14 protein-coding genes and 2 pseudogenes are annotated in these 15661 nt (G+C 40.2%); 15 read left to right on the forward strand and 1 reads right to left on the reverse strand.

Annotation, left to right across the window (positions count from 1 at the left end; genetic code table 11):
- Positions 1-126: 126 nt before the first annotated feature.
- Both J2Z28_RS16715 and J2Z28_RS16720 read left to right on the forward strand, forming a co-directional pair.
- Positions 127-1089 carry a helix-turn-helix transcriptional regulator gene (locus tag J2Z28_RS16715; protein WP_211083349.1) on the forward strand — a complete coding sequence of 321 codons (963 nt, stop codon included), beginning with the start codon at positions 127-129 and terminating at the stop codon, positions 1087-1089.
- A gap of 85 nt (positions 1090-1174) precedes the next feature.
- Positions 1175-1690 (forward strand): VOC family protein, encoded by a 516-nt coding sequence (locus J2Z28_RS16720; protein WP_211083350.1) that lies wholly within the window; start codon positions 1175-1177, stop codon positions 1688-1690.
- A 28-nt stretch (positions 1691-1718) separates the two neighbouring features.
- Here J2Z28_RS16720 and J2Z28_RS16725 read toward each other — a convergent pair whose 3' ends face one another.
- The gene (locus tag J2Z28_RS16725; RefSeq protein WP_211083351.1) at positions 1719-2348 is read right to left on the reverse strand and encodes a GNAT family N-acetyltransferase; all 630 of its coding nucleotides are present in this window, start codon (positions 2346-2348) and stop codon (positions 1719-1721) included.
- A gap of 183 nt (positions 2349-2531) precedes the next feature.
- On the opposite strand from J2Z28_RS16725, the gene J2Z28_RS16730 reads away from it, so the two are divergent.
- From J2Z28_RS16730 to J2Z28_RS16790, 13 genes and pseudogenes are all read left to right on the forward strand, one after another.
- Entirely contained in the window at positions 2532-3749 is a 1218-nt protein-coding gene (locus tag J2Z28_RS16730) for an AraC family transcriptional regulator (RefSeq protein ID WP_211083352.1), read from the forward strand.
- Positions 3750-3981: 232 nt separating this feature from the next.
- Positions 3982-4722 carry a type I methionyl aminopeptidase gene (gene map, locus J2Z28_RS16735; RefSeq protein WP_211083353.1) on the forward strand — a complete coding sequence of 247 codons (741 nt, stop codon included), beginning with the start codon at positions 3982-3984 and terminating at the stop codon, positions 4720-4722.
- Positions 4723-4892: 170 nt separating this feature from the next.
- Complete coding sequence (locus J2Z28_RS16740; protein WP_211083354.1) at positions 4893-6131, forward strand: DUF418 domain-containing protein; 1239 nt, start codon at positions 4893-4895, stop codon at positions 6129-6131.
- 639 nt (positions 6132-6770) lie between these two features.
- A complete protein-coding gene (locus J2Z28_RS16745) occupies positions 6771-7238 on the forward strand; it encodes a DinB family protein (protein WP_211083355.1) in 468 nt (155 codons plus the stop codon).
- A gap of 110 nt (positions 7239-7348) precedes the next feature.
- Positions 7349-8542, forward strand: coding sequence for a winged helix-turn-helix domain-containing protein (locus J2Z28_RS16750; protein ID WP_211083356.1), 1194 nt, complete (start codon positions 7349-7351; stop codon positions 8540-8542).
- Positions 8543-9318: 776 nt separating this feature from the next.
- Positions 9319-9576: pseudogene (locus J2Z28_RS16755) on the forward strand (DUF7674 family protein); the annotation flags it as partial.
- Between the two features lie 566 nt (positions 9577-10142).
- Entirely contained in the window at positions 10143-10703 is a 561-nt protein-coding gene (locus J2Z28_RS16760) for a class I SAM-dependent methyltransferase (protein ID WP_211083358.1), read from the forward strand.
- A 265-nt stretch (positions 10704-10968) separates the two neighbouring features.
- A complete protein-coding gene (locus tag J2Z28_RS16765) occupies positions 10969-11361 on the forward strand; it encodes an ArsR/SmtB family transcription factor (RefSeq protein WP_211083437.1) in 393 nt (130 codons plus the stop codon).
- Positions 11358-12224, forward strand: a complete 867-nt coding sequence (locus J2Z28_RS16770) for an aldo/keto reductase (protein ID WP_211083359.1) — start codon at positions 11358-11360, stop codon at positions 12222-12224. The genes J2Z28_RS16765 and J2Z28_RS16770 overlap by 4 nt, the downstream gene beginning before the upstream one ends.
- A gap of 721 nt (positions 12225-12945) precedes the next feature.
- Complete coding sequence (locus J2Z28_RS31250) at positions 12946-13038, forward strand: hypothetical protein (protein ID WP_244988353.1); 93 nt, start codon at positions 12946-12948, stop codon at positions 13036-13038.
- A gap of 27 nt (positions 13039-13065) precedes the next feature.
- Positions 13066-14190, forward strand: coding sequence for a DNA polymerase III subunit beta (gene dnaN / locus J2Z28_RS16780; RefSeq protein ID WP_211083361.1), 1125 nt, complete (start codon positions 13066-13068; stop codon positions 14188-14190).
- Between the two features lie 106 nt (positions 14191-14296).
- Positions 14297-14976: pseudogene (locus tag J2Z28_RS16785) on the forward strand (AraC family transcriptional regulator).
- A 184-nt stretch (positions 14977-15160) separates the two neighbouring features.
- Positions 15161-15610, forward strand: coding sequence for a GNAT family N-acetyltransferase (locus tag J2Z28_RS16790; RefSeq protein ID WP_211083362.1), 450 nt, complete (start codon positions 15161-15163; stop codon positions 15608-15610).
- Positions 15611-15661: the final 51 nt, after the last annotated feature.

Below are 15661 nucleotides of genomic sequence, written 5' to 3' on the forward strand. Positions count from 1 at the left end.
CTTCAATAAATGGTATACTGATCCCATTGTCTTTAGTTATGCTTGATTAAAAATGTATAGTTGATTGATGCTAGAGGACTTATTCAATTCGCAAACTAATATTTTCTTTAGATGAGGATGTAGGTTATGCCAAAGAACGATAATATGTTAGCCATTCTATGGATGCTGAATTCAGACACCAAAGTAACTGCAAAACAGATGTCCGAAAAGTTAGAGATCAATATAAGGACCGTATATCGATATATTGATGCATTATGCGCCAGTGGAGTACCGATCATTTCCGATACAGGTCACAACGGCGGGTATAGCTTGCTGAATCAGCATATCAAAGCACCTCTGTTATTTGATATTGATGAAAAAAAGGCACTTCTCCAAGCTGCTGTGTTTGCAAGAGAAGCTGGATACCCTTTGAGTGAGGCATTGGACAATGCAACATCCAAATTGAAAATGTATACAAATCAGGATCAGGAAAACACACTTCGCCGTCATTTAGCCGGGTTTAACGTTATCAATCGCATGGGAGATCCATCCGTTCAGCCGATCTTGGCGGAATTGGAGCAAGCCGTGGCTAATGATTGCTCTGTCGAAATTGATTATCGCAGAAGCCGTGATGAACAACCCAAGAATAGAGTAATAGACCCGTATGGAATGGTTTACTGGAATAATAAATGGTATACCATTGCGTTTTGCCACTTGAGGAATGAATTCCGCAGTTTTCGAGCAGATCGTATTCTGCGAATCAAGCTTACTCCGCTCCGCTTTAAGCGTTCGGAAGCCTTTTCAGCCCGTGAATTTTTTCTGCAAAATTTGTTACCTGATGTAGGGGGCAAAGAGGGGTTAATTTCCTTGGTTATCGAAGGCCGATCAGAGGCATTGGATGACTTGGGGCTGCATTGGTTTATGGGACATTATCTGAAAGAGCGGACTTCTAATCAAGCCATCTTTTTATTTGATGAAAAATCAATTGATACATACGTCCCCTATTTTCTCCTATCCTATGGGAAGTCCATTCAAGTCATCGAACCACAGCGTTTGAAGGACAGACTTGTTGCTGTTGTATCCGAGTTAATGGAATACTATCAACTTTAACAACTTCCCTGACAGTAGATGTCAGTGAAGTTGTTTTATAATGATGACAATCTCGGATTACTGAAAAGGAAGGCGGAGTAGACATATGAGTGAACAGACAGAAAACAAGGCAGTATCAGGAAAATATACAAAGAAGGGTACACCTAACGGCGTTACATCGATTACCCCATTTATAACAGTGAAAGACCCTTCTGAAGCAATAGAGTTCTACAAAGTTGTTTTCAATGCAAGGGTGAAGGATATCACTGAGCATCCAGATGGAAATGGTAATACGATTATTGTTCATGCCGAATTAGATTTTGGAAATGGTTTTTTACAGCTGGGGGCTGCAAACCCGGCATATCAATTGGCTTTGCCCCCAGATCAAGATCATGCATGTTATTCTTTGGGGATTTATGTCATTAATGTGGATGAAACCATTGCAACCGCCGTATCCCGAGGGGCGAAAGTAAGAGAAGAGATTATTAACTTTGCGTCTGGTGATCGATTCGGAAGTATACTAGACCCTTTTGGCGTACGCTGGTCTATTCTTACCCGGATTGAAGATTTATCGGAAGAAGAAAGTAGTCGAAGAGTCGCTGAGTGGGCCAAAAGCTATTAACGTGGACACAAGATCCGCTTGGCCTCCTTTATTCTGATTGGATTGATGAATGGGTGCTCGCTAAGCATTTTTGCATAAATATCACTTTTTTGAAGCCTGCCTTGGCAGTAAACGGGCCCGATTCCAGTTCTTTTTTAAGCATATAACCGAACCGCTCATATAATTTTTGTGCTGAAGGATTTGTATCAACGACCTCTAGATTGATTTTAGTGATTTGCTTATTTCTTGCGACTTGTTCCAACTTACTTAATAGCAATTTACCTATGCCATGACCACGTGCTTCTTCAGATACGGCAATAGGGTCAATATGCAATACATGTTCGTGATACAAATGAAATTTCAAATAAAACGCATAAAATAAAAATCGCCAAGTCGCTACCACTGGGGAGTACACGTTCCGAAAAGCTGCATAATTGGCAGGTGTGAACGCTTTTTTTCCTATATTGTAACCGAGAAATCCAACTACTTCTTCATTTCTTAATGCGTAAATGCCCTGTTCAAATTGAATAGACTGAGCTAATAGTTCTACTGCTTGTTTTTTCGTTTTTGCATAAAACCAAAGATGTGTTACTTTCAATGGAAAAGCTTTGTAAAATAAATGAGCAACTTGTTCTTGTTGTTGTGCATTAAGCTGCTGTGTGATTTGAATTTGGTTCATTCATATCTCCCCAATCCTTCATTTAAGACTTTGTTGATGTTCTATCATTTATTTTCCTAAAATGCAGAAGCGTGAACAATTCACATTTCTTTGAGTTGTGGGTACATTTCTTAGATTTCTTCGTATGTTGCTCGGATGTTGCTTGCCACTCGTTGGATTGGAGTGGAAGGAGGAGATCACAAGATGAGTGGTAGGGGTTATTTCACCGACAGTTCTCCCATGAACGTACAGTTTCTAAAGTTCAAAGATGAACCGTTTCGATGGCATAACTCCATTGAAGTGGTGATTATATTGGAAGGAAGCATTCATGTTGCCATTGCAGATGAGCAACGAACATTAGGTGCTGGTACAATAGAAATTTTCAATATCAATCAAGTTCACCGTCTATGGCAAACCGATGAAAGCAATGTCGTCCTCCAAATAAATATCGATGCTGAATTTGCAAAGGAATATTACCCTGATTTATCCTATGTATGGTTTGCGCATGAATTTAGCCCTGGAGCATATCTAGGTTTAGAACGAGCAGAAGGAATCATTGAGGCCATATGCACGTTAATAACTCCAATTGTAACTAAGAGCGAGATGCCATTTTTAACGTTAAAGAATACAGTCGAACAGTTGTTGGACCTGCTTATTATGAATTTTGATGCGAAAAGAATGTTCGAAGGGAACCCAACCAAGCTGCAACGAATAGGAAGAATATATGATTACTTATTCAATAACAGGGGGTTTATTAACAAGGCATCTTTGAATGATATCGCCAAGCACACAGAGGAATATTTAAATTTGGATTATTTATCATCACAATTCAAGTTATTAATAGGAGATACGCTGCAAAACTTGCTTCATTACTTGCGCATTGAGCACGCAATCAAACAATTATTGACGACAGATCGAAGTCTGGTAGAAATATCAATTGAGAGTGGTTTTTCTTCACCCAGATATTTTTATCAACGATTTAATAAGATTTTCCCGGAAGGACCGAAAGCATTTCGTGAACAACATAAAAAGAAACAGAAGATGAAAGATCACTGTAGGGAAATCATCGATCCAGCATTAGTTTTTGCAAGACATCGTAGATTATTTGAAATTCCTGAGACGGTAAACAGCGAACTGAATAAATGGATTCACATCGATATATCTGGACATGATGAACAAAATTCAACCTCTCCATATTTGATCAAGCTATCTGAATTAGTAAAAGGCGATTCACATGCGTATCTTAAGAAGATCCTTCAGGAAAATAACGTGAGACCCAACAACATTTTTCGATTTGAAGAAACGTTGGATACTGCAAACCGTGACGATTTTCAAGTTTTGACATGGCTGCTCAACCAATTCAGGGAAAACGATATCTTGCCTGTATTTATCGTCAGGACGAGTAGTAACGCTATTCCATAACAGATAACCACCATACAAGGACTACTTCAAAACTATACCCTCACTTATGGCGCAGAATATATGAAGGGATGGAGAATTGAACTTCAATAATACGAAGGAACAAGAGAACAACCACACTCATAATGTTGATAAAAAAGTTGCGAAGCTTTGCTGCTTTGGATATGATTATCTAATGTTCGATTAAAAAAACTTATGTAATCAATTAGTGATAAAAGATAGTGAGGTAGAAAAAATGATCGCAAAAACAGAAGAAGATTTTAATGGCTTGAAGGAAATTGGTAAAATTGTGGCTTCCATTAGAGATGAATTGGTTCAAAAAACCATTCCGGGCATAACAACTAAAGAACTTGATGATCTAGCCGGAGAACTTTTTGAGAAAGCTGGCGCAGTTTCTGCTCCAAAAAGTGAATATAATTTCCCAGGATTCACTTGTATTAGTGTTAATGAAGAAGTGGCACATGGCATTCCGGGAGAGCGGGTTATTCAAGAGGGGGACATCGTCAATATTGATGTGTCTGGCTCGAAGAACAGTTATTTTGCAGATACGGGACTCTCGTTTGTCGTAGGTGAAGGTGAAGAAGTGTTAACGAAAATTTGCGACGTTGTTAAACTGGCATTTGAAGCAGGTCTTAAGAAAGCAAAACCGGGTTCCAAAAAAAGCGGGATCGGAAAAGCCGTATTCCAAACTGCTAGACAACATGAATTAACGGTTATTAAAAACCTTACAGGACATGGTGTTGGACGTGGAATACACGAAGCACCTGACCACATCTACAACTATAATGATCCATCGGATGATGAATTGTTAAAAGAAGGCATGGTTATCGCATTCGAGCCATTTGTCTCAACTTCAGAAGAAGAAGTGGACCAAACAGGGGACGGCTGGACCTTTGTTACTAAAAACAGCTATGTAGCTCAAATCGAACATACCATTATTCTTACTAAAAATGGTCCGATTATTGTCACTCTTTAAGGTGTTCAAACTGAAAGTCGCTAAATTTAGCGACTTTTTTTGTTTTTGTTTTATTGGCACGTCAAAGCAAATCATAATATAAACGTTCACTTATTAATTTATGTTGAAATTATGGAAGGATTTAACGTATATTTAGATCTGATCTTTATGTTATAGACAGAGGTGATTGATTGAGCACATCAAAAAAGCGCGTTCAAGTCATTGATGGACTGCGCGGATTCAGTCTGGCCGGCATTGTGCTGGCGAATATGCTGGCTTTTCAATACGGAATGTATGGCCAGAGTAAACCCCAACTGTTCGGGATCGGCGGAGCAGATCAGGCTTTCCTCTCGTTCCTGCTGATCACTGTGGTAGGCAGTTTTATGCCGATTTTTGCATTTATGTTTGGCTTCGGAATGGTTAAGCTCTCGGAAAGCCTAAAATCACGAGATTTACGACCAAAGTGTCATCTGGCACGCCGTTTTCTACTACTGTTTGGAATCGGATTACTGCACATCATCTATCTGTGGGAAGGGGATATCCTGACATTTTATGGTGTACTCGGTTTCTTCTTGCTCATGTTCCTTAATCGGAAGCCCAAAACGCTGCTCATATGGGCGGTACTGCTACTCATGGGAGCGGGCATACTTGGTCTCCCGGCATCTAATCCGATGAATCCGCTGGCGATTGAGTCCATTCATATGGAGAACTACATCATTCAAAGTCAGCATGTATACGGCAACGACACATACGCGGAAATCAGGAATTTCAGTAATAACGGCGATCCATTCGGCGGGGATTTGGAGCTGTCATTTGCCCTGATAGCCCTGATGTTAGCACCACTCATGACGGTGCCGATGTTCCTGCTCGGCATGCACGCTGCCAGAATTGGCACGTTTAGCGATCCCCAAACGATGCGAGCTATATATCTTCGCCGGGCATCGTTATTGATTCCAGTAGGTTTGATACTCAAAGCATACGGTGTATTGGCGCCACAATTGGGTGCGAAAGGTTGGCTCGGTATCGGAATCGGGGGGACGCTTGGAGGAACGTTGCTTGCACTGGGATACATATACGTATTTGCGCTGTTGTATGCGGGAAACCGCCGTTCCAGCCTGTTGGGCAGGTTCGAGGCGGTTGGCCGTCTCTCGTTGACGAATTATCTGATGCAGAGCGTAATCTGTACGACAATTTTCTATGGATATGGCCTGGGACTGTTTGGAAGTGTTGGCGTGTTTATCGGAGCAATTATTGCGCTTGCTGTGTACGGTATTCAATTGTGGCTCAGTCCGCTATATCTCAAGAAATTTAGCAATGGTCCTGTCGAGTACCTGCTGCGGATTTGGACATATCTGTCCTGGAAAGGGCAGCCAAGAAAGAAGAAAAGATCGAACTTAACTACGAATGAAAACGCACCTGGTGTCCAGTAAGCATAAAGTGTTATCGTGAAACGCAAAAAGAAGCTCGTTCTGATAAAGAAAGGGCTTCTTTTTTTGTAAGATACTAATTTGTAACAGATAAGATACGCCAGTCGGATCCTTCCTTTTTCATAAAGTACAGCTTATCTGTTTCGTCTGCTACTAAGGGGAATCACTGAAATATACATTTTGTTGCTTCACAAAAACCTCAATAATACCATCTGGAAGCAAGTTAAACCACGGATCATCGATGTAGTGAAACTTGTTAATTCCCGCTTCCTTAAGGGCAGCTGTGATTTCTTCTTTACTCGAATAGGTGACAAGATGCGGTTCAGGTAACTCCTGGCTTGAAGTATTAGATAAGGGCTTCAAGTCCGAAATTAAAGTACTGCCAGTATAGGAACTTCCAATTGTAATAAGTATATCAAAATGTATATTTTAGATAATAAGAGTCTCAAATAGCTCGAAGTTCTGTATACAAAAATAAATTCGGTACTTATTTTATTAATGGGGACGGACAGTTAAGTTTAGCCGATACAGATGTTTTTTTGTACGCATTTTTCGACAAGAACATATGTTTGTTTTTTCCTTTTCTTTTAAGTAAATATTTTGTATGATACAAGAGACGTGAATGGTAGAGGAGGAGTTTGGATGTATCGACAAGTGGATGATTTTTTAAAGGAATGGGCAGTGGCTGTGAAAGGAACATTGCAAGTATTACAAGCCGTAACAGATGACAAATTAGGACAAAGTATTTTTGAAGGGCATAGTACACTAGGTTGGTTAGGCTGGAATTTAGTAGAAACAACAGGTTATTTTAGTCATTTAGCAGGTTTAACTGTACCAATGATTGGTCAAGATGAGCCAGTTCCAGCGACAGCAAGAGAAATTGTAGCAGCTTACGAAAAAGCAGCAGAGGCGGTCAAGGAAGAGGTAGCCAAGCTATCAAATGAGGACTTGCTAACAGAAACAGGCTTAGAAAGTCTTGCAACAAAAGGTTCATTATTACGTTTCTTAATTGACCACCAAACACATCACCGCGGCCAAATGATGGTGCTATTACGTCAAGCAGGCTTACCAGTACCGCCCGTGATGGGTCCAACAAAAGAAATGCAATAACGAATAGATGTCTTTCTTGGTAGTGGCTCCTCAAAGTTAGAGTCTTTAATAGGCGGCTGATTGATTGGTTTGAGTTCGGTATTGCATTTAAATTAGAGGTAGGTGCAAACATGATCCAATTAACAAACCGCCAGGCACGGCAATTTCTATTGCTGAAGCATGGACTTTTGGGCGAATATAAATTTAGTGAAAAGCAGGGCGTATTGGACTTTGCTCGGCAGGTCAGCTGCATTCAATACGACCCCATCGATGTTTGCGGAAAAAACGCCGAATTGGTGCTACAGTCGCGAATCAAGGGATTTACCAAGGGAATGCTCGCCGAGTTGCTGTATGAGGATAGAAGCCTTGTCGATTATCCCGACAAGAACCTAGCCATTATCTCTGTCGAGGACTGGCCGTATTTTGAGCGATACAGGCAAGCCGCAAGGCAACATGCCGAACGTTATCCCGAAATGGAAGCGTTGACTACGCAAGTACGGGTTCATATCCAAAATCACGGTGCACTAAGTTCGGATGATTTAAAATTGGATGGGGATTTCTCTTGGCAATCGGCCATCCACTGGAGCGGTGGAAACAATTCATCTCGATCGGTGCTGGAACAGATGTATTCGACGGGTGAGTTGATTATCCATCATAAAAAAGGAACGCGTAAATATTACGATATAGCCAAGAAGTACATACAACCAAATCTGCTGAATGCATCAGAGCCGCTGGAGGATGAGCTTGAGCATCATAAGTGGCGGGTACTGCGTCGAATCGGCTCTGTTGGTCTCTTATGGAATCGTGCGTCAGATGCATGGCTGAATATATGGGGGCTGAAAGCAGCACAGCGCACCGAGGTTTTTCGCCAGCTATTAAACGAAAATCGTATTGTTGCTGTTGCTGTGGAACAAATGAAGGATATGCTGTACTGCCTCGCGGAGGATTTACCGCTTATTGAAGCTGTTCTGAGAAATCAGGAGCAGAAATTGCGTTGTGAGCTTATTGCCCCTCTAGATAATTTCATATGGGACAGAAAACTGATCAACAAATTGTTTGGCTTCGATTACACCTGGGAGATTTACACGCCTGCAATCAAACGAAAATTCGGCTATTATGTGCTGCCTCTATTATATGGAGAAAGCTTCATTGGACGGGCCGAGATAATCGTGGAGCGTAAAACTGGAACGCTCGTTCTTAAAAACATCTGGTACGAGAACGGTGTGAAGCAAACAACGCAATTGCGAACAGCCTTGAACAGTTGTTTCCAAAAGTTTGCGATATTCAACGGGTGTGAGACGATTTCGGCAGAGTCTATAAACTGATATTTCCTGTATTTGTATATAGGTAATGAATTTGGATACCGTTCTGAATCGACATCCTCACCAACCATAAATTAAAAAAGGTCATTCCGCTAACGGATAACGTTAGTTTAACAAACAGGCCACAATTGGTACATTTATCACTCATAAAAGAACTCTCCAGACTAGGAGGGTTATTGCATTTTTATCCATATGTTTGCGGGTGGTGTCAGTTACGCTGGTATTGCCCCTAAGAGTAGGTAGTTTGTTCTAGCTCGAAGAATGACCATAATTAATTTTGTGTGCTTATATTACCTTTATTTGTTATACTCACTGAAGAATAAGAAATATCCCTAATGTTTCCTGTTACAATTTGTAGTTTTATAGATTCAACATATCAACTCTAATACATAAGCTAACTATTATAGTGCGGGCAGTGGTAAGGTAATGCGAAATGATAGATGTAGCATATACATTCAACTTTTTCCACTCAGGCTTGAAAGGATCGTTATTGTGCTAAAAATTATTAATTTTCTTCTTTTCTTGCTGATCATATGGGTAGTTATCTTTTATCCTTTTCGTTTTGCTTGGTTTGAAGGTTTGAAACAGATTCCTGCAGATCTTCATGTTGTTTATTTACTTTTCTTGTTCTTTGGATATCTGATCTGCTCAACCGCTATGGGACTTATGGTTGGCAAGATGTTCTTTAAACGAAAAGAGCAGTAAGTATGTGTAGGTAGGAAGTTTGGAGAATGGACAAAGGTATTTTAATCAATCTATTCTAACTTTTTCCTGAATTCCACGATTGTTATATAGAACATTTGGATTTATATCAAGAGTTTCTAGGACATGTGTTTTTTGGCGATGAAGTGGCTACTTATGTTGAAGGATTGCTTCGTGAAAATGATGATACAGAACAAATTGAGCAGTTTTTCAATTTTTTTGAATGGATGGCAACTCAAACGAGCCTTTATATTGTACAAGTATTATCTACTACAACCTTGTATGATTTAGGTGGGCATGCAAAAAGCTCAATGTTATATGAAGCAGCATACTAAAAGACTTTCTCAAGAAATAGAAGATCTGCACTCAGGGAAAGATTTTCCATAGAATACTCTGCTGGAGAGTAGGTATTCAAGAGTTTATATCGTTGGTTTTATAATATCATTCAAAGTCGCTAAAGCAGCGGCTTTTGTTGTTTTATTCATGTAATTGCCTATCTCAAAGGTTGAGGGGAAAGAACTTATTCCAATGATCGATTAGATAATTATGCATAACTTTTTGCTTTGGATAGGCCTCCATTCGCATCAACCAGTGGGGTGGAAGCAATGAAGGAGTTTGCTACATTACAGCCTTACGCCTGTCCTGCCCAGATTATTGACTTGGATAGTGACTCAGCGAATCTGGAAAAGATTTATGGGATCACATTCCGTTTTTCTAAATCTCAGCAGTCAATAGGCTTGTGGGATTTGCTTTACGCCATATGAATCGGAGGGATATTTGTTATTTACAAATTTTGTTCTATATATTATAGTCATTAAAGACAATTTATATCTACAATATTAGTTCCAAACAAGTGAACCGTAAATGCTCTGGCAAATACAATTAGGTGAGGAGTATGAAAATGAATCCTAAGATACAAAGAAAAATTGAGCAGTTGGAGAATATCGAGAGGTTCCCAGCAGAGGAGTTATTTGAATTTATACAGCTTAATAAAGAGGACGAACTATTAGACCTTGGGGCTGGCACAGGTTATATAAGCTTTGCTTTTGCTAATTATGTGAAAAGAGTAGTTGCATTGGATTACGATGCTGATATTTTACAGTATCTAGAGGTGAAAGCTAAGGAAAAAGGCATAACCAACATTGAAACCACTGCCGCAAATTTCAAAGAGATGCCACTCGCGAACGAAAGATTCGAAAAGGCCGTGGCTTCCATATCGTTACACGAAGTTCAACCTCTTTCGTCCGTACTGCTTGAAATCCATAGAGTATTGAAAGACAAAGGGATCTTTGTGTGCATTGAATTAGAGGAGTCGACGAAGCCTACTGGTCCAAGAGTTTCATCCAAGGAAATGGAAAAGGAAATTGTAAAGGCAGGTTTCTCAGTTATTAATACGATCCATTTACCAACACAAGTTGCTAACCAACCCGTCTATATCATCCTTGCACAGAAAAATAAATAAGTTCAATTTATAGAAGCCACTCCATTCGTCTGGGGGGCTTCTTCTTTTGCTAATGTTCAACAGCATCATAACTAGGAGCACATTTTTTCGGAGAACTGAGAGGCAACTAACGCATTAAATAGGAACAGTTTCCATCTGGACATATATCCTTTGTCTTAAGACATGGGAAAAATAGGTTCTTGAATTTCTTTCCCGATGTACAGCCGAATCCGAGATTGTGATAGGCTGTATCTACAAAAGTATTACACGTTTTAAATGGAAGGGGATAATTTACCTGGATCAGGAACTTGCGACCACGATTGCTATCGAATTTAAGAACAATCAGAAGGTATTGAATGCGATCGGAGACGAGACTCGGCAAGCCATCCTCATAGCCTTGATTCAAGGGCCGCAAAAACCCGGCATGCGCGTAGGAGAGATCAGGATGAAAACTCACCTTTCCCGACCGACCGTATCACATCATCAGAAAATATTGAAAGAATCACAGATAATAAGTGTTCGTAAAGAAGGAACTCTCAACTATTACAGCCTTGACTCCGGTAGCAAGTTGAAATTATTGAAAAACCTGGTGAACGAGATAGAAAAGTTGCTAACGCAATGTGAAGAACAAGCATCGGAACAAGAATTAGGAAACATGGGGAGGGGGAGTTGCGAATGAATCAGACAGTCGCAGCGGCAAACGGAGTGGACATTCCTCAACTCGGGTTCGGCCTATATAAGATCAAAGACAGGGGGACTTTTGAGAGGACTGTCGAGGAGGCTATTCGAATGGGTTATCGCCATTTCGATACGGCCAAAATTTACGGTAATGAAGCGGTACTAGGTCGGGTCATCCAAAACAGCGGCATTCCCAGGGAGGAGTTCTTCATTACCTCCAAGGTATGGACGACAGACCTGAAGTACCGTGCAACGAAAAAGGCGTTCGAGCAGACTTGCCAGAAGCTGAACGTAACGTATCTCGATATGTATTTGATTCATTTTGCCGGTCCTCAATACGTGAATGCCTGGAAGGCGATGGAAGAATTATACGACGCAGGTAAAATCAAAGTTATAGGTGTAGCCAATTTCGAGATCCGGCATCTGGAGCATCTGAAGAAGCATTCCCGGATTTCGCCGATGGTAAATCAGATCGAGACCCATCCGGAATTTCCGCAACACGAATTGCATGATTATATGGTTCGACATCGGATTCTGCATGAGGCTTGGGGACCGTTGGGGCAGGGAAGCAAAGCGCTGCTGGAGCATCCGGAGCTGGCGGCAATTGCCCTTTGCCATCAGAAGTCGGTTGCCCAAGTCATTTTGCGCTGGCATTTGCAACGTGGAATTATTGTCATCCCCAAATCATCGAATCCTCAAAGGATTAAAGAGAACAATGAAATATTCGACTTTGAGTTGAATGAGAAGGAAATGGAACAAATACGACGATTGGACACGGGTAAGAGATATTCCGTAAGTCCGAATGGCTACATGGTCAACCCGATTTATATCCATTTAATGAAGTTATTTATTCGCTCTCATTGATGGATCATAATTCGATTTTGAACAACAACCGAGCACTCAAATTTGGTGGTCGTTCCCCAAAAGATTCTTTCTTCCCGAACATAAAGCGACACTTCGATTCCCGAAGTCCAGTTGAGTATATAAAAAAGGTGTCTATACGTAATTATTTTCTTGGGGCTGTCCTGTGAGTCATGAGCATGACCGGGTACAGCCCTTTGTCAGGGTTATACAGTTCTAACGGACCTAGCACACGCTATTTGCTCCCATTTGCATAGGTTTGAATTCTAACGAATCATAGAGACGTTATTTCATCGAGTTGGTCCATTTATATGATGTTTAGGCGGTTTACGATGGAATAAAGTTACTGAGGTTCGTTACATACTGCGTTCCTTAAGAAGCCGCCGTTTAGAGTGTGGTAGGTTCGTTAGCGCTTGAAGCGAAGGGAATTCCTTTTGAGATAGTCCCATCTTTACATTCGATGAGTTGTTCTTCAGCAATCGCTTTTAAAATATTGTAAATCCATGTAGAGACATGATATGATGAGAAGAAGTTCTTTTGAATAAGGTTACCTAAATCAAAATGAAGGAGCGTCATTATATTGAACAATAATAAGGTTAAAGTTGGTGTCTCTAATAAAGAAGGCCAGTTAGGTTTTGTCTTTTCGAGAGGTGGTCTGCGAGAAGGTTCCGGGAGAAAGAGTATAGGTGTGACTAAAAAAATATCTTTAACTCTAACAGAGGACATGTGGGGGAAAATCGAAAACCATTGCACAGAGCATAAACTTTCTCGTTCGGAGGCTATACGTAACATCATTGAGTCCTTCTATACAAAATAATTTTTTTATTCGAGGTAGGTGAGGTCTTTGCTCGTAGAGATAACAAAAAATTCTCTTATGAATGCCATACAATATGTGATAAAGGCAGTAGCAGCAAATAGTTCAATACCTATTCTTCAAGGAATACATATTCAAGCAGGTGCAGATGGCGTTACTTTTACGGCAAGTAATACAAGTATGACGATACAGTCTATGATTGCTCAAGATGGTTTTTCTCTGACTGTAAAAAGAAAAGGGGCAATCGTTATACCATCGCGTTATTTTCACGATATTATTCGTAAATTTAATGATGACAAAGTTATACTTGAAATTAAAGAGCCAATGATTCTTTCGATTGTATCCGGTCATTCTCAATTACGTTTATGCGGCATGGACCCTACAGAATTCCCTTCCATTGATGATGGAGAAGCGTTCCCTTCTACTAAACTACGCATTAGTACTTCCTTACTTCGTTCGACTATTAAACAGCTAGCAATCGTAGCATCAACGTCCGAGACCAGCCCCATATTAACAGGAGTTTCTTTGGAATGCAGTAATGATTGTCTTAACTTAATTGCTACAGATGGAGTGCGGCTTGCATACCGCGCTTTGCATTTAGAAGATGCTACCCACAACATTTTGAACGCTGTTATTCCAGCAAAAAATCTCTATGAATTATCTAAAATATTAAACAAAACAGATGACACAACTGAAATTGAAGTGAGTAATAATCGAGTTAAATTCGTGACAACTGGACTGAAAGTGGAGTCTGCTCTTATTGAAGGAACGTTTCCATTCATAAAGAATGTAATCCCTCAATCTTATTTATGTGAAATCGCAGTTGATACAGCATGTTTGTTGAAAGCAGTTGAATGTGTAACTGTGATGGCCAGTGAACAAGTGATTAGATTAGTAGCTAATGCAGACACATTAAAACTATTGTCCAAAACAGCCGATGTTGGAGATATTCAGAATGAAATTCCACTATTAGAGATGTGTGGGGAAGAATTTGTGGTATCACTAAATGGAAAGTTTTTTATCGATATACTTCGCAACATGGATTGCGCTAGCGTCCGATTAAGATACTCCGGGAAAACAAGTCCCATCGTCGTACTTCCAGATGATTCGCTCATGTCTACTCTGTTCTTGATTACTCCAGTGATGACCCGGTGAACCGTATCATCCATAAGAGCAAGTTTTTTACTGACTTTTTCGTGCAGAAATTGCAAGGTATTCATTATTTATTTCCCATAAAATTACCTTGAAGGGAGGGAATACGATGGATTGGTTGGTCAGGATGAATAGTGCCATGGAATATATCGAAACAAATCTAGCGGACACTATTTCATATGATGAAATAGCACAGAGAGCCTGTTGCTCTACCTATCATTTTCAAAGGATGTTTCCATTTATTACTGGCGTAACGTTATCGGAGTACATTCGACGTCGACGGTTGACATTGGCTGCATTCGAACTGCAGACAACAGGCTCAAAGGTTATAGATGTAGCTATGAAATATGGATATGATTCGCCAGAGGCGTTTGCACGCGCCTTTAAGAATCTTCATGGTATTATGCCTATATCCGCGCGTGATACAGGCGTTTCTCTAAAAGCCTATCCTCGAATGTCCTTTCATATTTCAATAAAAGGGGATGTCGAAATGAATTACCGTATTGAGCAAAGAGATTCTTTTGAGATGTTTGGAGTATATGGAATTATAAATGCAAGGGACTTGAGATTCCGGAGAGATTCACAAAACTTGCTGTCCCAACATTAACGTGGGCGGTCTTCCCGGAGCCGCAGTGTGATATGCAAAAACTATGGGAACGAATCTATTCTGAGTGGTTTCCGACATCTGAATACGAACAGGTTGAGGGCCCTACTTTCGAAATGTATTATGGAATGGCACGGCATGGGAATGTTTCAGGAGAAATCTGGATACCGGTGAAGAAAAAATAATGCTCTTATGCGAGCGAAATGCAGGCTTTAACGGAGATGACAACTGAAAAAATTTAGATTAATAAAGGGTCATCCCCACAAAGGATGGCCCTATAACTTACCGTTGCAAATAGCGCTGAGAAACTTAACACAAATCGAAGGATAGGGGATATTGTTCGATTATTTTATATTGAGGGGGTTAGGTATGGATATTAAAATTCGAGAAATTATATCAGATGATTATGCTGAAGTTGTTTCTTTATGGAATGATGTACTTGAAATTCGTAATGTTAATGATGCAAACTTCCGAGTGACTATGGAAGAGATGAATAAGGCCGGGAATTACAAAACATTTGTCGCATTGATCGAAAATAATGTGGTCGGTTTTGTAACTATTGTACAGGCATTATCCGTAGGAGTTCCAATTGGTTATCTACATATTCAAGCTCTTGCTGTTAAAAGGGATCTGCAACATAGAGGGATAGGTACAAAACTACTAAGACTGACTGAAAATTATGCTAAAGAACGGGGAATATCAAGTATTATTTTATGTAGCGGAATGAAGCGTACCAACGCCCATGCTTTTTATGAGCATAACGGCTATGACAGAGATTCATATTGCTTTGATAAGATGATTGACCTAACCCAAGGTTAAACGAATATTCACTCACCTCCACAGCGTCTTAAACAAAAAATACAAAAATCG

This window comes from Paenibacillus xylanexedens (genome assembly GCF_017874615.1).
GTDB lineage: Bacteria > Bacillota > Bacilli > Paenibacillales > Paenibacillaceae > Paenibacillus > Paenibacillus xylanexedens.